The sequence below is a fragment of the Amycolatopsis vastitatis genome (assembly GCF_002234595.1).
Classification (GTDB): domain Bacteria; phylum Actinomycetota; class Actinomycetes; order Mycobacteriales; family Pseudonocardiaceae; genus Amycolatopsis; species Amycolatopsis vastitatis.
The window spans coordinates 89,323-108,235 of the sequence record NZ_NMUL01000038.1 but is presented as its reverse complement, the minus strand read 5'-3'; the positions used below and the strand labels follow the sequence as shown (position 1 = coordinate 108,235).

Here is an 18,913-nt window from a genome sequence, read left to right as displayed (position 1 = left end):
GACGTCGTCGTCACACCTTCGGCGGATCGTCGCACTTCTCCCCGTCATGGTCTAGACCAACTCGGGTGGTATCGGCGTCACATCCCGCGATCGCGTGGCCGGGACTACGCTCGTCTTCATGTTCGACGAGCTGACGTTCCCGGTCGTCGCCGCGCCGATGGCGGGCGGTCCCACCACGCCGGAGCTGGTCGCCGCGGTGACCGAGGCCGGCGGTTTCGGCTTCCTGTCGGCGGGCATGCTCACGGCCGCGGCGCTGCGGGCGCAGATCGACCGCACCGCCGAGCTCACCGGGCGTCCGTTCGGCGTCAACCTCTTCGTCCCGCAGCCGGACACCGGCGCCGACATCGGCCCGCACCGCGAGCGGCTCGAGGCGTTCGCCCGCGAGTACGACGTCGAACTCGGCGAACCGAAGTGGGACGACGACGCGTACCCGGCGAAGCTGGACGTCGTGCTCGAGAAGCGCGTCCCGGTGGTTTCGTTCACCTTCGGCCCGCCGTCGCCCTCGGACGTGCTGCGCCTGAAAGACGCCGGCAGCAAGGCGGTCGTCACCGTGACCACGCCCGAGGCCGCGCAGCGGGCCGCGGACCTCGGCGCCGACGCGCTCGTCCTCCAGGGTTTCGAAGCGGGTGGGCACCGGAGCCTGTTCACCGACGACCCGCGCCTGCCCGGCGGCGGGGCCGAGTATGGCGTCCTCGCGCTCCTGCGGCTCGTCGCCGCCCGCGTCGACCTGCCGCTGATCGCCGCCGGCGGGCTGGTGCACGGCGCGGACGTCGCGGCCGTGCTGGCCGCCGGCGCCGTGGCCGCCCAGCTGGGCACGGTGTTCCTGCGCGCCGACGAAGCCGGGACGTCCGAGGCGCACCGCAAGGCCCTCGCGCTCGCCGAGCGCGAGACCACGTTCACCCGGGCCTTCAGCGGACGTCCGGCGCGCGGGCTGGTCAACAAGTTCATGGACGCGCTGTCCGAGGGCGCGCCCGCGGCGTACCCGCAGCTCAACAATCTCGCCGGGCCGGTGCGCAAGGCGTCGGCGAAGGCCGGGGACCCGGAAGCGATTTCGCTGTGGGCGGGCCAGACCTACCCGCTCGCGTACGACGCCTCGGCCGCCGTGATCATCGAGCGGCTGAAGGTCGAGGCGCGCGACGCCGCCGCGCGCCTCGACCGGATCCGCTAGGCGCCGGTGCGGTTCAGCACCGAGTGCCGCCGGCTGTAGAGGAAGTAGACGACCAGGCCGATCACGAACCAGACGCCGAACCGGATCCAGGTCGCCGGCTGCAGGAACGTGATCAGCCAGAGCGAGAACACGACGCCGATCGCGGGCACCACCGGCATGCCCGGCGTCTTGAACGTCCGCGGCAGGTCGGGCTGCTTGTAGCGCAGCACGATCACCGCGACGCAGACCACGACGAACGCGAGCAGGATGCCGATGTTCGTCAGCTCCGCGGCTTCACCGATCGGCAGGATCCCGGCGATGACCGCGGACGCGCCGCCGAGGATCCACGTCATCCGGCTCGGCACCTGCCGCTGCGGGTGGGTCTTGCCCAGCCACGGCGGGAGCAGCCCGTCGCGGCTCATCGAGTAGCCGACGCGGGTGGCGCCCATCAGGAACGTGAACAGCACGGTGAGGATGCCGACGATCGCGCCGATCGCGATCACCGTGGCCAGCCCGGACAGGCCGACCGACTTGAACGCCGTCGAGAAGCCGCTCTTCGGGTCGATTTCGGTGTACTTCTGCATGCCGGTCAGCACCAGGCAGGCCAGCACGTACAGCACCATGGAAATCGCCAGCGAGTAGAGGATCGCCTTCGGCATGTGCCGCTGCGCGTCCTTGGACTCCTCGGCCGCCGTCGACATCGCGTCGTACCCGAAGACGGCGAAGAACACGGTGGCGGCGCCGGTCACCGCACCGCCGAAACCGGCCGGGGCGAACGGCGTGTAGTTGCCGGTCTTGACGTAGAAGAAGCCGACGAGGATGACCACCAGCACGATCAGGACCTTGATGCCGACCATCGCCGTCTCGAACCGGGCGGCGCTGCGGATGCCGCGGTTGAGCAGGTAGGCGATCAGCAGGCACAGCAGCGCGGCGAACAGGTCGACCTTGTGGCCCGGTCCCGTGCCCGGCGCGCCGAGCATCCACGCGGGCAGGTCGAGGCCGAGCTGTCCGAGCAGGAAGCTGAAGTAGCCGGAGATCCCGATGGCCACCACCGCCACGATCGCGGTGTACTCCAGCAGCAGGTCCCAGCCGATGAACCAGCCGACGATCTCGCCCAGCACCGCGTAGCCGTAGGTGTAGGCCGAGCCCGCTTTCGGGATCAGGCCGGCGAACTCGGCGTAGGAGAACGCGGCCGCGGCGCTGGCGACCCCGGCGATGAGGAACGAGATCAGCACGGCCGGGCCGACGCCGGGGATGCCCGCCGCGTCGTCGCCGTGCGCGACGCTGCCGGCGAGGGCGAAGATCCCGGCACCGATGATGCCGCCGATGCCGATGGCGGTCAGCTGCCACAGGCCCAGGGTGCGGTTCAAGCCACCGCTTTCGCTCACGTCCTGGATCTGGTCGATCGGCTTGCGCCGGAAGAGGCCTGAACTCGAACCCAAGCCTTCTGGAGCGGACATCATCGCCTCCCGAACGGTCGGTGGGGAGCCCGGATCACGGACCTACCGCGGGAACCTACCGCCAACTCCGGGTGCGGACAGCGTGAGCGCGTCAGCCCGCCGCGGTGTCCTCGTTCACGGCCTCCGACGCCGTCGCGGCGGCCCGCTTGGCCTGCGTGGTCCGGACCGCGCTCGCGGCGAAGTAGGTGAGCAGCTCCGAGATCTCGACCGGATCGTCCAGCTGCGGGCAGTGCCCCCAGTCCTCGCGGACCAGCAGCCTGCTGTGCGGCACCAGCGTGTGCAGCTGGCGCCCGGACGCGGCGGTGACGAGCTTGTCCTTGCCGCACGCGACGACCAGCAGCGGCACCTTCACCGAGTCGAGGCGGTAGGCGTCGGCGAGCTCCGCGACGAGCTGCCGGGCCTGCTCCAGGCGGCTCTTGGTCGCGCGGTAGTCGGGGAAGAGCGCGGTGAAGCGCTGGACCTGGATCGCGTCGGCCGCACCCGAGTCGGCGTAGAGCAGCCGTGGGACGACCTGCTCGGCGACCTTGCGCACCACGAAGCCCGGCACGGGGACCGGCAGGGACGAGTACAGCCGCAGCGGCAACGGGTACCGCGCGACCGTGCGGATCAGCCACGAGTCGACGAACCCCGGCGCGGCTATCGACACGACGCCCGAGATCGGCAGCCTGCTGTTCTGCGCCGCGCGCAGGCTCATGGTGCCGCCGAGGGAGTTGCCGGCCAGCACGACCGAGCCGAGGACCGCCTGTTCGCGGACGACGGCCGTGGTGAACGCGTCGAGCTGCGGCAGCATCGGGCCGGGCCGCAGCGGCTGGGCGTCGCCGAAACCCGGCAGATCGACCGCGACCGCCGGGATCCCGGCGGCCGCGAGCTGTTCCAGGGCTGGGCGCCAGGTGTCGGCGCTGTCGCAGTAGCCGTGCAGCAACACCAGGCGCGGTGCCGTGGGCCGGACGTGCGGGACGGCGGCCCGGCGGCGCAGCGAGCGACGCGCGGAGGGTTGCTCCGGTTCGGGGTCGCCGACTTCGAGCACCCGGGTGCGGACACCGGCGTAACGCCGGAAGGAAACCCGGACGGGGTCCGGGTCACTGGGCCGGCCGCCCGGTACAGCCGGTGCGGGCCGCTGCGTCGCGGTCATGACTACAGATTACCTGGCCGGGATCGGGTTTTGGTGGAATTTCGGTGCTAACGACCCGGTCTCGAACTGAGGACGTCAAAGATTCACGAGATGTCGGAATGGTTTCCGTGCCGGGCGGATGGCGCGTCCGCCCAGCTCGGCGGCGGTCTAGCGGGTGAAGACGATCTTGCCGGCGGTTTCCCCGTCGAGCATCGCCCGGAAACCCTGGGGCGCTTCGGAAAATGTAAGTTCCGCACCGATCTGCGGCCGGACACCGGTCAGTTCGAGGTAGGCGAGCAGGTCCGCGAGCTCGTCGCGGGTACCCATGGTCGAACCGGCGACGCGCAGCTGGAGGAAGAAGACGCGCTGCAGCTCCGCGTGGGCGTCCGGGCCGCTCGTGGAGCCCGAGACCACGATGATCCCGCCCGGCTTGAGCGATTTGACCGAATGCGACCAGGTCGCCTTGCCGACGGTCTCGAACACGGCGTCGACGCGCTCGGGCAGCCGCGCGCCCGACTTGAACGCCTGGTGCGCGCCCAGGCTCGTGGCGAGGGCGCGCTTCTCCTCGCTGCGGCCGGTCACCCAGACCCGGAACCCGGCGGCGCGGCCGAGCTGCACCAGCGCCGTCGAGACGCCGCCGGAGGCACCCTGCACGAGCATCGTCTGGCCCGGTCGCAGCCCGGACTTCACGAAGAGCATCCGGTAGGCGGTCAGCCAGGCCGTGCCCATGGTGGCGGCTTCGGCGAAGCTGAGCGCCGCGGGCTTCGGGACGACATTGCGCGCCGGTACGACGACCTGGTCGGCGAAGGTGCCCTGGTGCTTCTCGGTGAGCAGCGTGCGCTTCGGGTCGAGCGTGTCGTCGCCCTGCCAGCCCGGCGCGTTGATCACGGAGTGGATCACGACCTCGGAGCCGTCGTCGAGGGTCCCGGCGCCGTCGCAGCCGAGGATCATCGGGAACTGGTCCGGTTTGATCCCGACGCCGCGCAGCGTCCACAGGTCGTGCATGTTGAGGCTGGCCGCCTTGACGTGCACGCGGACCCAGCCGTCGGGCACTTCGGGCTCGGGGCGCTCGCCCACGACGAGCGCGTCCAGGGGGCTGTCGGCGTTGGGTTCCTGCGCGTACACGGCGAACATGTCCTGCAACGTACCGCCCCTGGCACGCGGCGGCAGCAGGGCGCGCGTAGGCTCACACCGTGTTCAACGGGCTTGCCGACTGGTGGGACGGGGTCGAGCTGTGGCTCGCCCAGGCCTGGTTCCCGGTCCAGTTCGTGCTGGTCATGGTGGTCGTCGTGCCGCTGTGCCTGGCCGCCGCGTGGGTGCTCGACAAGCTCGTGGGCCTCTTCGCCCGCCGGCTGACCCCGGGACGTGACGACGACTCCTCCGACACCCCGGCATAGGCTCGCGCACCATGTTCAACCGAAGGCGGATCACCGCCGCGCTGATCGGGCTCCTCGTGCTGGTGCTGGGGGGCTGGCTGGTCAAGGACGTCCTCAGCGACGGCTCGCCGTCGTCGCCCGCGCCGAGTACTTCGGCCAGTGCTCCCGCGCGCGGCGGCGGCGCCGTGCCGGGCGCGGACTCGGGCTTGCCGGTGAAGGCGCTTTCCGCGCTGCCGCCGCAGGCCACGGACACGTGGAAGCTCATCGAGAAGGGCGGGCCGTACCCGTTCCCGCGCAACGACGACGTCGTGTTCGAAAACCGCGAGAAACGCCTGCCCGCCAAGAAGTCCGGCTACTACCACGAGTACACGGTGAAGACGCCGGGCAGCGCCGACCGCGGCGCGCGGCGGCTGATCACCGGGCAGGCGCACGAGCTGTACTACACCGGCGACCACTACGCGTCGTTCGTCGTCGTGGACGCGGCCCGATGAGCGCCTCGGAGCAGGCGAAGGCCGCCGCGGAAGAAGCCTTCACGAGGGGCGCGTACCCGCACCTGGTGAACTCGCGGCCGACCGTCGACAAGGCCAGCACGCTCAGCGCGTTCGCCGACGCACTGTCCTTTCCGGACTACTTCGGCCACAACCTCGACGCGCTCTACGACTGCCTGACCGACTTGTCGTGGCTGCCGCCGGGGGAGCACGTGCTGATCTGGCCGGGCTCGGACGCGCTGCGCAAGGCCGAACCCAAGACGTACCTGGCGATCCGCAGCGTGCTCTCGGACGCGCAGCGAGCGCTCGGGCCCGGCACCGGCACCGGTTCGTGGCGGCTCACGGTCGTGCTGCCGGACGCCTGAGCGGCGTCCCCGCGCGCTTGACCGTGCGGATCACCGGCGCGCTTTCGAGGGTTTGCACGCCTCGGATCCCGGCCACGCGGCCGGTGAGGTAGCGGTAGAGATCCCGGCCGTCGCGGCAGTTCACCATCGCGGTGAGGTTCGTCGTCCCCGTGGTGGCGACGGCGAACGACGTCTCCGGGTGGCTCGCCAGCGCTTCACCGGTCTCGGCCAGCCGCGCGGGCGAGACGGTCAACCAGAGCCGCGTTTCGGACCGGAAGCCGAGCCGGGCCGGGGAGATGTCGAGGTGGTAGGTCAGGGTGCCGTGCCGCCGCAGCACGTCCATCCGGCGCCGCACGGTCGAGTCCGACCAGCCGGTCGCCGCGGCGAGCGCGGTGTAGCTCGCGCGCCCGTCGTGGGCCAGCGCGTCGAAGAGTGCCTGGTCGCCGGGTTCCGGTGGGACGGGGGTGCCCTCGGGCTCCGGTGGCCGCAGGTGTTCGACCTGTTCGGGCGACAGGCAGTGCAGCCCGCTCCAGCCGTCCGGCAGGGCGAAGGTGTGGAGCAGTTCGTGGGCGGAGACGGCGGTGACCCGGCTCGCCCGCGGAAGCTTGTGCAGCAGCAGGTCGTCCCGCCCGGCGGTGTCGGGCGCGTGGACGGTGCAGGAGATCTCGGTGCCGCCGGAGAGCAGGTGTACCCACGAGACGTCGGGCCGGTCGGCCAGTGCGTCCGCGACGGCGGCCCCGGCGTCGGGTGTGGTGCGCAGGCGCAGGGTCCACGTCGTGTAGCCGGCTTCGCCGCCGCTGAGCGCGCCGGTGATCTTGAGCACCCCGGCGGTCCGCAGCCGCTGGTACCGGCGGGCCACGGTGTTCTCCGAGACGCCGAGTACGTGCCCGATGGCACGCATCGGGGCGCGGCCGTCGAGCTGCAGCGCGTGGATCAGACCGCGGTCGACGTCGTCCAGGGTGACGGTTTCCATGCATCCAGGGTAAGTGATGACGGTATCCGGCGGATTCGGCTCACTTTCTGGTGGCGATTGGCGCGTCGTAGCACTCTCCGGGGCACACGAAGGGAGATTCGATGCGCAAGTGGTGGCCGTTGATCGTGGTCTGTGCGGGCTCGTTCCTGTTCTTGCTGGACACCACCGTCGTCACGGTGGCCCTGCCCCGGATCGGCGCCGACCTGACGGCGTCGGTCGGGCAGCTGCAGTGGGTGCCCGACAGCTACACGCTCGTCCTGGCGGTGCTGATGCTCGCGGCGGGCTCGCTCGCCGACCGCTGGGGTCTGCGGCGGGTGTTCCTCACCGGACTGGCCGTATTCGGCCTGGGGTCCCTGGCCTGCGGGCTGGCGCCGGACATCGGGACGCTGATCGCCGCCCGCGGCGTGCAGGCGGTCGGGGGCGCGGCGCTGGCGGTGACCGGGTTCGCGATTCTGGCCGCCTCTTACGAAGGGCGCGCGCGGGGAACCGCGATCAGCGTGTTCTTCGCGGTGAACGGGCTCGGCGCGGCGGCGGGGCCGTTGGTGGGCGGCGTGCTGACCGAATACTTCGGCTGGGCGGCGATCTTCTTCGTCAACGTCCCGCTCGCGTTGCTGACGGCGATGTTCGCGGTGTTGGCGTTGCGAGCGGACAGCCCGGTCCGCGGTGGCCGGTTCGACGTCGCGGGTGCGGTGTGGTTCGCGGTCTTCGCCGCGAGCCTGGTGCACGGCCTGACTGAGGGCGGCTCGGGACGGTGGACCTCGCCGGTCACGGTGGGGGCGCTGGGGGTTTCGGTGGTGGCGTTCGCCGTTTTCGTCGTGGTGGAACGGTGCCGGGCGGAACCGATGCTGGAACTGGGGTTGTTCCGGGACGGCGGGTTCGCGGCACTGGTGGCGTGCGCGGCGGCGTCGACGCTGACCTTCGCCGCGCTGGTGTACGTGTCGCTCTGGCTGCAGACCGGGCGCTCGCTGGGACCGGTGGCGGCCGGGCTCACGCTGGCGCCGCTGGCGGTGGCGTCGTTCCTGACTTCGATGGGGCTCGGGAAGGTCCTGCACCGGTTCCCGCCGCGGGTGCTGCTCGGCACGGGCGTGCTGCTGGGTGCGCTCGGCTGCCTGTTGCTGCTGGTGGCGGGGATCGCCGTCGGCCTGGCGGTGACGGGGATCGGCGTCGGCATCGCGGGGCCGGCGATGGGCGCGGCGATCGCTTCCGCGGCACCGCCGGGGCGGGCGGGAATGGCGGCGGGCATCCTGACGACGACCCGGCAGTTCGGGCAGACGCTCGGGGTGGCGGTCCTCGGGATCGCTTACCAGGCCGGAGGATTGACGCCGGTGTACGTGGTCGCCGCGGTGTGCGGCGGGGTTACGGGCCTGCTCGCGCTCGTTCCGCGCAAGCAGGCCCGCATCCCGGTTTCGACTTGAGCCTCATGCGCCCCAATGTGGCGTTCGGTGCGTTGGACGCACCGAACGCCACATTGGGTGCGTTGGACGCACCCAACGCCACATTGGGGCGCTTGTTGCGGCTACGGGCGGCAGCTCACCGGAGGGCGCGGTCGCCGCTGTGCAGCGGCGTAAGCCGAGCGGAGGTCGGCGATCACGCGGTCCGGCTGGGTGCGCAGATGGATCGGTAAGGTCTGCAGGAAGGCGATTCCGGCAGCGGCGTAGCGGGCATTGCGGGCGAGAGTGTCCGAATAGCCGTCTCCCTCGCCGTGCCATGTGCGGGAGTCGATTTCCCAGGCGAATGCGATGTCGTCACACCAGGCGTCGGGTTTGGCGACGAAGGTGCCCTGCTCGTCGAAGACCCGGACGTTCCATTCGGCCGGCGGCAGGCCGGCGAGCTTCCAGATCTCCCAAGCGTCGGCCTCGGCGACCGATTCCGCCCCACAAAGGATGGCTTGCAGGGCGCGGCGGGGCAGTGCCGAGCCGCGTTGGCTGCCCAGCCGGAGTTCCTTGTCGAGTTGATCCGGCGTACAGCGATTCCGTTGGACAGCCTCGGTGAGCAAGGCTTGTATGGTGTCGAAATCCCGGATCCTGCGTGCCGCGTCGAGGGCAGCGCGGTACACCGGTGCGACGGGCAGGCCGCTTCGTGTGATGGGGACGGGCAGCCGGGTCGTGCGTTCGACGAGGACGAAGCCGCTGCTGGTGATCTCGCGCTCGTCCGGGACCAGGATGTGCACGTCGCCGGGCTCGGGGAACTGCTCCAGCCCGTGTCGTCGCAGCGCCCACAGGCCTGTGAGCACCGCGGTACCGCCGCCGCGCAGGAGCGCCGCCCGCAAGCGCTGTTCGTCGGTCGGTTCAGTGGGGCGCAACAGGATGATTCCCGGCAGCAACCTCCGCCACGGGCCGCCGGGCAGGCAGCGGCGATAGATACTGCTGCGTTGCATGCCGATCTCCTCAAGCTCGGCGGTGCGCACCACGTCCGGATTGGCTTTGTGGCCGACAACCAGCGGATGCCGGGCCCAGGTCCCCCTCTTCACATTTCAAGGATCACCACGATGGGCGGCAAAAAGCCAGCTCAAGGCGTTGCGAACGGTCCGTTGGTGCCCTTTCTCGGCCGCAATCACCCGGTTGGGACGTCCTGGCTCATGCGCCCCAATGTGGCGTTCGGTGCGTTGGACGCACCGAACGCCACATTGGGTGCGTTGGATGCACCCAACGCCACATTGGGGCGCTTCAGTCCTGCGGGACCCAGTTCGGCTTGCGCTTCTGGGCGAAGGCCAGGATGCCCTCCTGGCCTTCGTCGCTCGCGAAGAACTTCGCCGACAGCGCGAGCATGTCCTCGAACCCCTCCGACGGCGTGGCCGGGCGGGGACGGCTCAGCAGCGCCTTCGTCTCGGCCAGCGCCTTCGGCCCGCCGGCGGCCAGCGCCTTGACGTACCGCGCCACTTCGGCGTCGAGCTTCTCCGCCGGGACCGCCGAGTTCAGCAGGCCGATCTCGACCGCGCGGCGCGCGTCGAACGTGTCGCCCGTCAGGAACAGCTCGTGCGCCGCGCGCGGATTCAGCCGCGGGAGGACCGTCAGGGAGATGATCGCCGGGACCACGCCGATGCGGACCTCGGAAAAGGCGAACGTCGCTTCCGGGACTGCCACGGCGATGTCGCACGCCGCCACCATGCCGATGCCGCCGGCGCGCGCCGGGCCGGCCAGGCGGGCCACCACCGGCTTGGGGCTGGTCCAGAGCTGCTCGAGAATGCGGGGGAACTCGTTCACGCCCTGGTCGCCCGCGCCGGCTCCGCGGGCCTCCTTGAGGTCCATCCCCGCGCAGAACACCGGGCCCGTGTGGGTCAGCACGATCACCCGCACGGCGTCGTCGGCGGCCGCGGTGGCCAACGCGGAAGACAGTTCGCCGCGCAGCTGTGCCGACAGCGCGTTGCGGTTGTGCGGGGAGTCCAGGGTGATCGTGGCGGTGCCGCCCACCACGTCGTAGTGCACCAGTTCGTCAGCCATGCCGACACCCTTGCACACGTGCCGCGCGGCCCGGTGTTACGCGGGGCACAGCCAGCCGGGATCACCCTCGCGGGCCTCGACGACGGCCGAAGAGGGGGCCGGGAAGTGGTGCTTCAGCGTGAACGCCGCGGGCGTCGGCCCGTAGACGCGCAGGTGCTTGATCTTCTCCTCGGCGTCCGCGGTCGTCGGCCGGTAGCCGGCGGGCACCCACCACAGCGCGGTCATCACGTCCTGGACGCGGTGGAACCACTCGCGGCGGCGCTTGAGGACCGTCAGGTGCTCGCCGGAAAACACGAAGTCCGCCAGTGCTTCCACCGACGTCCAGACGGACATGTTGACCAGGATCCCGGAGGTGCCGCGCACGTCCCACTCGAAGGCGCGGATCGACGTCGCGTCGCCGTCCTCGGTCTGCAGCCGCCACACGAATCCTGGCGTGTGGTCGGCGATGGCGTTGACCGGCTCCAAAGCGCCGACGAAGTCCCGGAAGGACGGGTCGTCGAGTGGTGCCTTCATCCGGCTGATGTTGACCTGGGCCAGTTCGAAGTTCCCCATGCGGCCACCCTACGGGCGCGACGGCGTCCGCAGGGTGGCCGGCGCTCAGCCGATCGTCGTCGTGGTGAAGACGGGGCTGGGGTTGGGGAAGCAGGCCGTCGGCGCGGTGAGGTCGCCGATGATGGTGCTCGCCACCGCGTTGAACGTCAGGCCGGGGTCGCTGTAGCTGGTGCCGGCCAGCTTCGTCTCGATCGTGCCGGAGCTGCCCGCGGTCAGGTGCGCGGTCACCGTGGGCAGTTCGAACGTCGAGCCGCCGGCGATCGGGCCGGGGAAGCTCAGCGTCGCGACGCCGTTCGCGACCGAGATGGCCGGCGGGGTCGAGCCGAGGCCGGAGCCGCCGGTGAGGTCGGCGCCGACGTAGCTGGAGTTGGCCGGGATCGGGATCTTCAGCGCGAACGTGTTGATGTTCTTGACCTTGTTCCCGCTGACCTCGGCCGGCACGGTGTTCGGCGCCGGGTCGATGACGATGTCGAACGCGGCGCCGGGCGCGACCGTGGCGGGCGCGGTGACGTCGGTGTCCTGGTTCAGGGACACGTGCTGCGGTCCGACGATCGGGGCGTTCGCCTGGCAGTCGAACGTGACGGCGGTGGCCGCCGAGGCCGGGGCGGCGAGGGCGATCGGAAGAGCCGCGGCCGCGGTCAGCGCGGCCAGCCGGGAAAGTTGAAGAGCTTTCATCTGAGTCCACCTACCTGCGATTTCACGAGGGGGAGGGAGAAAGCTGCGCAGCGCTTAGATAGTTACCGGCAAGTTAACTAGCGCGTCAAGGATTCACTGTTCCCATACGCGCAGGGTGACCGGCAAATGTGAATATCTGTCACCTTTTGGCGGTGGTGGTGCCGCTGCGTGTCCGGGGGCCCGGATCCGCCTGTTCGTCTCCGATCGATCCTGACCGGTTCGCTTCGGAACTCTGGCCAGCGTGCGCCGGCTTTGTTACCTGTGTCACTCGGATGACCTCAGCGGAGAGGAACGAGCCGATGAAAGCACGAACGCTGTCGATGGTATTCAGGCTGCTGGCGCTGTTCGTGCTCGGCGGCGGCCTGCTGACCGCCGTCCCGACGCAGGCCCAGGCGTCCACCGCCGGGTTCCGGGGCGTCAACTGGGCCGACACGCGGGACAACTTCGTCAACGGCGTGCTGTACGTGTCCGGGCTGACCTCCTCGGACACGTACTCCTCGGCCGCCGCGACGGCCGAGGGGGTGGTCGGCCAGCTGTATTCGATCACCGGGGCGAACACGGTCCGGATGCCGATCAACGAGCCGACGGTGTCGGACTACTGGGGCACCTACACCGGGGCGATCGACACCGCGCTCGCCAAGGGCAAGGTGATCCTGGCGTACTGGGCCTACAGCGGCGGCAAACCGGCGAGCACGGCCGGGTTCCAGCAGATGTGGGACAAGGTCGTCGGCAAGTACGGCGGCAACCCCAACGCCTACTTCGAGGTCATCAACGAGCCCTACAGCTACAGCGCCGGCGACCTGAACAACTTCTACAGCGCCTGGCTGGCCCGCTACCCCGGCGTGCCGCGCGGCCGGGTGGTCCTCGACGGCACCGGCTACGCCCAGAACGTGCCCGCGGTCGGCAGCGACTCCCGGCTCGACGGGACGCTGCTGGCGGCCCACGACTACTCGTTCTTCGCCGGCTACGAGAGTGAAACGGAGTGGGCGAACCACATTGGCGGCTACATCGGCGGATACGCGGACCGCACGGTCGTCACCGAGTGGGGCGGCCCGATGTCACCCGGCAGCAAGAACGGCGTCCACTACAACACGATTGACTACAGCATCCCGAGCGGATCGTTCTTCGCCGACTACATCCGGGGTGTGAGCGAGAAAATGCGGAGCCTCGGCGTCGGCAGCGTGTACTGGCCGGGCCTGCGCGACGGCGACTGGTACAGCCTGACCACCAGGTCCGGAACGGGTTCCGGCCTCAAGCTGACCCTGAGCAACCCCAGCGGCCTGACGCGGCTGCAGTACGCGTGGGGCACCGGAACCGGCGGCGGCACGTACGTCCGGATCGTCAACGCCGCCACCGGCCAGTACATCGACGGGCTGGGCCGCACCGCCGGCGGTTCCGCCGCCGGCCAGGCGAGCGGCGACCCCGGCCGCTACGACCAGCAGTGGGTCATCGAGAACTCCGGGAACCGGGTGCGCATCAAGAACCGCGCCACGGGGCTTTATCTCGACGGCGCGGGCCGCACGGCCAACGGCGCGGCGGTGGGCCAGTACGCGGCGAGCGGGAGTGCCAACCAGCAGTGGTCGGTGCTGACCGATGCCGACAACGTGCGCATCAAGAACGGTGCCACCGGCGAATACCTGGACGGCATGGGCCGCACGAGCAGTGGTGCCGATCTCGGCCAGTACGCCGACAGCAGCAGCGGCAACCAGCGGTGGCGGATCGTCGCGGCCGGCTGAGCGGGTGTAGTGAATGACTCGTTCATGTCGCCTGGCGCCATGAACGAGTCATTCACTACACCGGAACCGAGCGCAGGAGTCCGGTGACCGCGGTGGCGTACCGGGCGACGACGACGTCCGCGACGCGCGGGTCGTCCGCCAGCGGCGCGGCGATGAACGCACCCGGGTCGGCTTCCCGGGCCAGCCGCGCGATCCGGTCGGGGAGCAGGCCCGGCGCGAGGAACCACGACGCCACCACGAGGTGACGCACCCCGCGCGACCGCAGCTTTTCGGCGGCCGCGGGGATGTCCGGCTGGGTGGCGCTGGCGAACGCTTCGCACGCCGGCAGCCCGAGCCGCTCTTCCCAGCGCGCCGCCAGCGAAGCGACGACCGCGTTGGCGGAGGCGTTCGACGAGCCGACCGCGCTGACGAGCACGCCCGTGCCACGGCGGCGGGGCGCGGCGGCCAGCCGGTCGAGGGCGACCGCTTCCAGGGCCGGGTCGGCGCCCAGCACGTCCGACACCTGGACGCGGAACCCCGGGCACGCCGCGACGACCTCGTCGATCAGCGCGGGCAGGTCGACCCGGGCGTGGAACGCGCTGCCCAGCAGCAGCGGCACGACGATCGCCGCCCGGTGCCCGGCCGCGTACAGCGACCGCAGCACGTCGGTGACGCGGGGCTCCGAAAGGTCCAAAAAGGACTCGTGGACCGCAAGGCCCGGTGCCTGCGTGCGCACGACGTCGACGAGCGCCCGCACGGTCGCCGCCGAGCGGGGGTCACGGCTGCCGTGCGCGACGGCCACCAGGGGAGGCGTCACGAGAAGCGCTCACCGACCATGCCCGCGGCCAGGGTGTCGCCGTCCTTCGGGTCGATCACCAGGAACGCGCCGGTGCGCGGGCTGACGCCGTAGTCGTCGACGCCCAGCTCCTCCGCCAGCCGCAGCGTGACGCGGCCGATGTCGTTGAGCTCGAGCGACGCGGGCGAGTCCACGCTGGACAGTGCCTGCTCGTCGAACCGGGCGTGCAGCTCGTCGACCAGGGCCTGGACCGTGCGGGTGCCGTGCTTGACGAGCACGCGCGCGCCCGGCTTCAGCGGTTTGGACGACAGCCAGCACAGCGTGCCGGTGATCTCGTCGGTGACTCGCGGGGGCGCGTCGGCGGCCGCGATCAGGTCGCCGCGGGAGATGTCGATGTCGTCGGTGAGCAGCAGCGTCACCGAAGTCCCGGCGCCGGCTTCCTCGAGCGGGCCGTCCGCGGTGTCGATCCGTTCGACACGGCTGCGGATGCCCTGCGGCAGCACCACGATCTCGTCGCCCGGCCGGACCGTGCCGGCGGCGATCTGGCCCGCGTAGCCGCGGTAGTCCGGGTACTCGGGCGTGCGCGGGCGGATCACGTACTGCACCGGGAACCGCAGCGCCGAGTCGTGCGGGTCGGGCGCGACCGGCACCTCCTCCAGGTGTTCCAGCAGGCTGGGGCCGCTGTACCACGGCGTTCGCCCCGAGCGCGTCGCGACGTTGTCGCCTTCCAGTGCCGACACCGGGATCGCGAGCACCGAGCCCCGCGGGTAGCCCAGCGTCTCGGCGTGCGAAGCGAATTCCTTCGCGATCACCGTGAACACCGCCTCGTCGTAGCCGACGAGGTCGATCTTGTTCACCGCCAGCACCAGCTGCGGCACGCCGAGCAGGGCCAGCACGGCCGCGTGCCGCCGCGTCTGCTCGATCACGCCCTTGCGTGCGTCGACCAGCAGCACGGCCAGCTGCGCGGTGGACGCGCCCGTCACCGTGTTGCGTGTGTACTGCACGTGCCCCGGGGTGTCGGCCAGCACGAACGACCGCTTCGGCGTGGCGAAGTACCGGTACGCGACGTCGATGGTGATGCCCTGCTCACGCTCCGAGCGCAGGCCGTCGACGAGCAAGGACAAGTCTGGTGTGGACAGTCCCTTGTCGATGGAGGCACGAGTGACGGCGTCGAGCTGGTCGGCGAGCACCGACTTGGTGTCGTACAGCAGCCGTCCGACCAAAGTGGACTTGCCGTCGTCGACGCTGCCCGCGGTCGCGAGCCGCAACAGGCTGGACATCAGAAGTACCCCTCACGCTTGCGGTCTTCCATGGCCGCCTCGGACATCCGGTCGTCGGCGCGGGTGGCACCGCGCTCGGTGAGCCGCGAGGCCGACACCTCGGCGATGACCTCTTCGACGGTGGCCGCGGTGGATTCGATCGCGCCGGTGCACGAGCCGTCGCCGACGGTCCGGTAGCGGACGGTCCGCTCACGGACCTCTTCGCCCGGACGCGGGCCGCCCCACGGGCCCTCGGCCAGCAGCATCCCGTCCCGCAGGTACACCTCGCGCTGGTGCGCGTAGTAGATCGACGGCAGTTCGACCTTCTCGCGGGCGATGTAGTTCCAGACGTCGGCCTCGGTCCAGTTGGACAGCGGGAAGACGCGGACCTGCTCGCCCGGGCGGTGCCTGCCGTTGTAGAGGTTCCACAGCTCGGGCCGCTGCCGCCGCGGCTCCCACTGGCCGAAGGAGTTGCGGAGGCTGAAGATCCGCTCCTTGGCCCGGGCGCGCTCCTCGTCACGGCGGCCGCCGCCGAAGACGGCGTCGAACTTGTTCTCGGCGATCGTGTCGAGCAGCGGCGTGGTCTGCAGCGGGTTGCGCATCCCGTCGGCGCGCTCTTCGAGGCGCCCGTCGTCGATCCAGTCCTGGACCTTCGCGACGACCAGGCGCAGCCCGTGCTGCTCGACGACGCGGTCGCGGAACTCGATGACCTCGTCGAAGTTGTGCCCGGTGTCCACGTGCAGCAGCGGGAACGGCACCGGCGCCGGCCAGAACGCCTTGATCGCCAGGTGCAGCAGCAGCGTCGAGTCCTTGCCGCCGGAGAACAGGATCACCGGGCGGTCGAACTCGCCCGCCACCTCCCGGAAGATGTGGATGGCTTCGGACTCGAGCGCGGCCAGGTTGTCCTGTGCCGCATCGGTCGCGGGCTCCAAGGTCGTCATGCGTCCCTTCCTCAGCCGTGCAGTCCGCACTCGGTCTTGCTCTGCCCCGCCCACCGGCCGCTGCGCGGGTCCTGGCCCGGCTCCACGCGAGCCGTGCAGGGGGCGCAGCCGATCGACAGGTAGCCGATCGAAACCAGCGGGTTCTCGAGGATCCCGTGCTCGTGGATGTAGCCCTTGAACTCGTCGTCGGTCCACGCCGCGATCGGGTTGACCTTGACCAGGCCGTTGCGGTCGTCCCAGGTGACTATCGGGGTGTTCGCGCGGGTCGGCGCGTCGACCCGGCGGACGCCGGTGACCCACGCCGAGTAGTTCGCCAGTGTCTTGCGCAGCGGGACGACCTTGCGCAGGTTGCAGCAGAGCGTCGGGTCGCGGTCGTGCAGCTTCGCCCCGTATTGGGCGTCCTGCTCGGCGACGCTCTGCTCGGCCTGGGCGTTGACGATCTTCACTTCCGGGTAGACCGTCTGCACGGCGTCACGCGTGCCGATCGTCTCCGGGAAGTGGTAGCCGGTCTCGAGGAAGAGAACGTCCACATCGGACTTCACCTTCGTGGCGAGGTCGATGAGCACGGCGTCCTGCATGTTGGACGCGACGATGAAGTCGTCGCCGAACGTGTCGACGGTCCAGTGCAGCGCCTCTTCGGCGGTGGCGTCGGCGAGCTCCTTCGAAGCGCGCTCGGCGAGGGTCTTGTAGTCGGCGGTGGCGGTCATCGGGAAACCTCCGGGAGGGACAGGCCGAGGAACTTGACCGAGAAAACCCGGCGACAGCTGGAACACAGCCAGCCGCCGTTCTCTTCCGGCCGCAGATCTTCGTCGCCGCAATAGGGGCAGTAGTACGGTGCCGCGCGCTCGTCGGTGCTCATTGGCGCCTCCGCGGGGAAGAGTGCGTCGGCGCTGTCACTGCAGGGCACTTTCCTCGGCGCGCGCGGCCCACTGCGGGAACCGTTCGCCGGGTTCGCGCCCGGCGACGTAGGCCCGCACGACGCGTTCGACGTACCCGGTCAGCTCACCCGAAGTCACCTTGTGGCCACGCAGCTTCCGGCCGAACCCGGCGTCGAGGCCGAGGCCGCCGCCGAGGTGCACCTGGAAGCCTTCGACCTGGTTGCCTTCGGCGTCGGTGACGATCTGGCCCTTGAGGCCGATGTCCGCCGTCTGGATCCGCGCGCAGGAGTTGGGGCAGCCGTTGAGGTGCACGGTGACCGGCGTCTCGAGGCCGTCCTGGATGTCGGCGAGGGACTTCTCGAGGTCCGCGACGAGCTGCTGCGCGCGGGCTTTCGTCTCCACGATGGCGAGCTTGCAGAACTCCAGCCCGGTGCAGGCCATCACCCCGCGCCGCCACGGCGACGGCTTGGTCTCCAGCCCCAGCTCGGCCAGCTCCGCCGAAAGCGCCGGGACCTGGGCCTCGGGGACGTCGAGCACGACGAGCTTCTGCTGCGGCGTGAGCCGCACCCGGCCGGACCCGGCCCGCTCGGCGGCCTTGGCGACGGCGACGAGCGTGCCGCCGCTGGAACGGCCGGCGATCGGCGCGGCGCCGACGTAGAACTTGCCGTCGACCTGCGGGTGCACGCCGACGTGGTCGATCGGGACGGCGGGGTCCACCGGCGGCGGCCCGTCGATCAGCTCGCGCTTGAGGTACTCGTCCTGAAGCACTTGTCGGAACTTCTCCGCGCCCCAGTCCTTGACCAGGAACTTGATCCGGGCGCGCGAGCGCAGCCGCCGGTAGCCGTAGTCGCGGAAGATCGAGATGACACCTTCCCAGACGTCCGGGACCTCGTCGAGGGGCACCCAGGCGCCGAGGCGCTGCCCGAGCATCGGGTTGGTGGACAGGCCGCCGCCGACCCAGACGTCGAAGCCGGGTCCGTGCTCCGGGTGGTCGACGCCGACGAAGGCGACGTCGTGGATCTCGTGCGCGACGTCCGGCTGGCCGGAGATCGCGGTCTTGAACTTGCGCGGCAGGTTGGCGAACTCCGGCTTGCCGATGTAGCGGCGCTTGATCTCGTCGATCGCCGGAGTGCCGTCGATCACTTCGGCCGCGGCGATGCCGGCGACCGGCGAGCCGAGGATGACGCGCGGGCTGTCGCCGCAGGCCTCCATCGTGGTCATGCCGGCCTGTTCGAGCTTGGCCCAGATCGCCGGGACGTCCTCGATCCGGATCCAGTGGTACTGGATGTTCTGCCGGTCGGTGATGTCGGCGGTGTCGCGCGCGTACGCCTGCGAGATCTCGCCGAGCACGGTGAGCTGCTCGGTCGTCAAGGCGCCGCCGTCGATCCGGACCCGCAGCATGAAGTAGCGGTCGTCGAGCTCTTCGGGCTCCAGCGTCGCGGTGCGGCCGCCGTCGATCCCCGGCTTGCGCTGGGTGTAGAGGCCGAACCAGCGGAACCGGCCGCGCAGGTCGCCCGGGTCGATCGCGTCGAAGCCGCGGTGGGCGTAGATGTTCTCGATCCGCGCCCGCACGTTGAGCGGGTGGTCGTCCTTCTTCGATCGCTCGTTCGGGTTCAGCGGCTCCCGGTAACCGAGCGCCCACTGCCCTTCGCCGCGCTTCTGCTTGGCGCGCGCGGGGCGGGCTGGGGTCTGGGGCGTGGCCATGGCGGCGTCCTCCGAGAGGCTTTTCGTGGCAGCGGAGGACCACCGGCTCGCGGG

At 70.7% G+C, this 18,913-nt stretch carries 20 protein-coding genes; 6 read left to right on the top strand and 14 right to left on the bottom strand.

The features are described 5' to 3' along the window. Positions 1-118: 118 nt before the first annotated feature. Positions 119-1,168 (top strand): NAD(P)H-dependent flavin oxidoreductase, encoded by a 1,050-nt coding sequence (locus CF165_RS31905; RefSeq protein ID WP_093951293.1) that lies wholly within the window; start codon positions 119-121, stop codon positions 1,166-1,168. Here CF165_RS31905 and CF165_RS31900 read toward each other — a convergent pair. The 3 genes from CF165_RS31900 to CF165_RS31890 all read right to left on the bottom strand — a co-directional run bounded on the left by CF165_RS31900 (position 1,165) and on the right by CF165_RS31890 (position 4,852). Continuing rightward, entirely contained in the window at positions 1,165-2,607 is a 1,443-nt protein-coding gene (locus tag CF165_RS31900; RefSeq protein WP_205661023.1) for an amino acid permease, read from the bottom strand. The genes CF165_RS31905 and CF165_RS31900 overlap by 4 nt on opposite strands. 91 nt (positions 2,608-2,698) lie before the next feature. Continuing rightward, complete coding sequence (locus tag CF165_RS31895) at positions 2,699-3,739, bottom strand: alpha/beta fold hydrolase (protein WP_093951291.1); 1,041 nt, start codon at positions 3,737-3,739, stop codon at positions 2,699-2,701. Positions 3,740-3,886: 147 nt separating this feature from the next. Continuing rightward, entirely contained in the window at positions 3,887-4,852 is a 966-nt protein-coding gene (locus CF165_RS31890) for a quinone oxidoreductase family protein (protein ID WP_093951290.1), read from the bottom strand. Between the two features lie 59 nt (positions 4,853-4,911). Between CF165_RS31890 and CF165_RS31885 the strand changes: the two genes are divergently transcribed. From CF165_RS31885 to CF165_RS31875, 3 genes are read left to right on the top strand one after another with little or no spacing between them, the layout of a single operon-like run. Continuing rightward, positions 4,912-5,115 carry a hypothetical protein gene (locus CF165_RS31885; RefSeq protein WP_093951289.1) on the top strand — a complete coding sequence of 68 codons (204 nt, stop codon included), beginning with the start codon at positions 4,912-4,914 and terminating at the stop codon, positions 5,113-5,115. 11 nt (positions 5,116-5,126) lie between these two features. Further along, positions 5,127-5,585 carry a guanyl-specific ribonuclease gene (locus CF165_RS31880; protein ID WP_093951288.1) on the top strand — a complete coding sequence of 153 codons (459 nt, stop codon included), beginning with the start codon at positions 5,127-5,129 and terminating at the stop codon, positions 5,583-5,585. Then, positions 5,582-5,947, top strand: a complete 366-nt coding sequence (locus tag CF165_RS31875; protein WP_093951287.1) for a barstar family protein — start codon at positions 5,582-5,584, stop codon at positions 5,945-5,947. Before CF165_RS31880 ends, CF165_RS31875 begins: the two co-directional genes overlap by 4 nt. Here the strand turns inward: CF165_RS31875 and CF165_RS31870 are convergent. Then, the gene (locus CF165_RS31870) at positions 5,922-6,899 is read right to left on the bottom strand and encodes an Lrp/AsnC family transcriptional regulator (protein WP_093951286.1); all 978 of its coding nucleotides are present in this window, start codon (positions 6,897-6,899) and stop codon (positions 5,922-5,924) included. The two genes, CF165_RS31875 and CF165_RS31870, sit on opposite strands and share 26 nt — an antisense overlap. A 101-nt stretch (positions 6,900-7,000) precedes the next feature. Between CF165_RS31870 and CF165_RS31865 the strand changes: the two genes are divergently transcribed. Continuing rightward, positions 7,001-8,314, top strand: coding sequence for an MFS transporter (locus tag CF165_RS31865; protein WP_093951285.1), 1,314 nt, complete (start codon positions 7,001-7,003; stop codon positions 8,312-8,314). A 101-nt stretch (positions 8,315-8,415) separates the two neighbouring features. Here the strand turns inward: CF165_RS31865 and CF165_RS31860 are convergent, their stop codons facing one another. The 4 genes from CF165_RS31860 to CF165_RS31845 all read right to left on the bottom strand — a co-directional run bounded on the left by CF165_RS31860 (position 8,416) and on the right by CF165_RS31845 (position 11,566). Then, the gene (locus CF165_RS31860; protein ID WP_093951465.1) at positions 8,416-9,201 is read right to left on the bottom strand and encodes a hypothetical protein; all 786 of its coding nucleotides are present in this window, start codon (positions 9,199-9,201) and stop codon (positions 8,416-8,418) included. 364 nt (positions 9,202-9,565) lie between these two features. Beyond that, positions 9,566-10,339 carry an enoyl-CoA hydratase family protein gene (locus CF165_RS31855; protein WP_093951284.1) on the bottom strand — a complete coding sequence of 258 codons (774 nt, stop codon included), beginning with the start codon at positions 10,337-10,339 and terminating at the stop codon, positions 9,566-9,568. A gap of 36 nt (positions 10,340-10,375) precedes the next feature. Beyond that, entirely contained in the window at positions 10,376-10,891 is a 516-nt protein-coding gene (locus tag CF165_RS31850; RefSeq protein WP_093951283.1) for a DUF3291 domain-containing protein, read from the bottom strand. 45 nt (positions 10,892-10,936) lie between these two features. After that, positions 10,937-11,566: a cyclase gene (locus tag CF165_RS31845; protein ID WP_093951282.1), complete on the bottom strand. Its 630-nt coding sequence runs from the start codon at positions 11,564-11,566 to the stop codon at positions 10,937-10,939. Between the two features lie 299 nt (positions 11,567-11,865). Between CF165_RS31845 and CF165_RS31840 the strand changes: the two genes are divergently transcribed. Then, positions 11,866-13,302, top strand: coding sequence for an RICIN domain-containing protein (locus tag CF165_RS31840; RefSeq protein WP_093951281.1), 1,437 nt, complete (start codon positions 11,866-11,868; stop codon positions 13,300-13,302). A gap of 55 nt (positions 13,303-13,357) precedes the next feature. On the opposite strand, the gene CF165_RS31835 is transcribed toward CF165_RS31840, so the two are convergent. From CF165_RS31835 to CF165_RS31810, 6 genes are read right to left on the bottom strand one after another with little or no spacing between them, the layout of a single operon-like run. Further along, a complete protein-coding gene (locus CF165_RS31835) occupies positions 13,358-14,098 on the bottom strand; it encodes a sirohydrochlorin chelatase (RefSeq protein WP_093951280.1) in 741 nt (246 codons plus the stop codon). After that, complete coding sequence (locus CF165_RS31830) at positions 14,095-15,357, bottom strand: sulfate adenylyltransferase subunit 1 (protein ID WP_093951279.1); 1,263 nt, start codon at positions 15,355-15,357, stop codon at positions 14,095-14,097. Before CF165_RS31830 ends, CF165_RS31835 begins: the two co-directional genes overlap by 4 nt. Then, positions 15,357-16,277, bottom strand: coding sequence for a sulfate adenylyltransferase subunit CysD (cysD, locus tag CF165_RS31825; RefSeq protein ID WP_093951278.1), 921 nt, complete (start codon positions 16,275-16,277; stop codon positions 15,357-15,359). The genes CF165_RS31830 and cysD overlap by 1 nt, the downstream gene beginning before the upstream one ends. Before the next feature lie 11 nt (positions 16,278-16,288). Then, entirely contained in the window at positions 16,289-16,984 is a 696-nt protein-coding gene (locus CF165_RS31820) for a phosphoadenylyl-sulfate reductase (protein ID WP_093951277.1), read from the bottom strand. Continuing rightward, a complete protein-coding gene (locus CF165_RS31815; protein WP_093951276.1) occupies positions 16,981-17,136 on the bottom strand; it encodes an eL43 family ribosomal protein in 156 nt (51 codons plus the stop codon). The genes CF165_RS31820 and CF165_RS31815 overlap by 4 nt, the downstream gene beginning before the upstream one ends. Positions 17,137-17,170: 34 nt before the next feature. Next, positions 17,171-18,859, bottom strand: coding sequence for a nitrite/sulfite reductase (locus tag CF165_RS31810; RefSeq protein ID WP_093951275.1), 1,689 nt, complete (start codon positions 18,857-18,859; stop codon positions 17,171-17,173). Between the last annotated feature and the right edge of the window lie 54 nt (positions 18,860-18,913).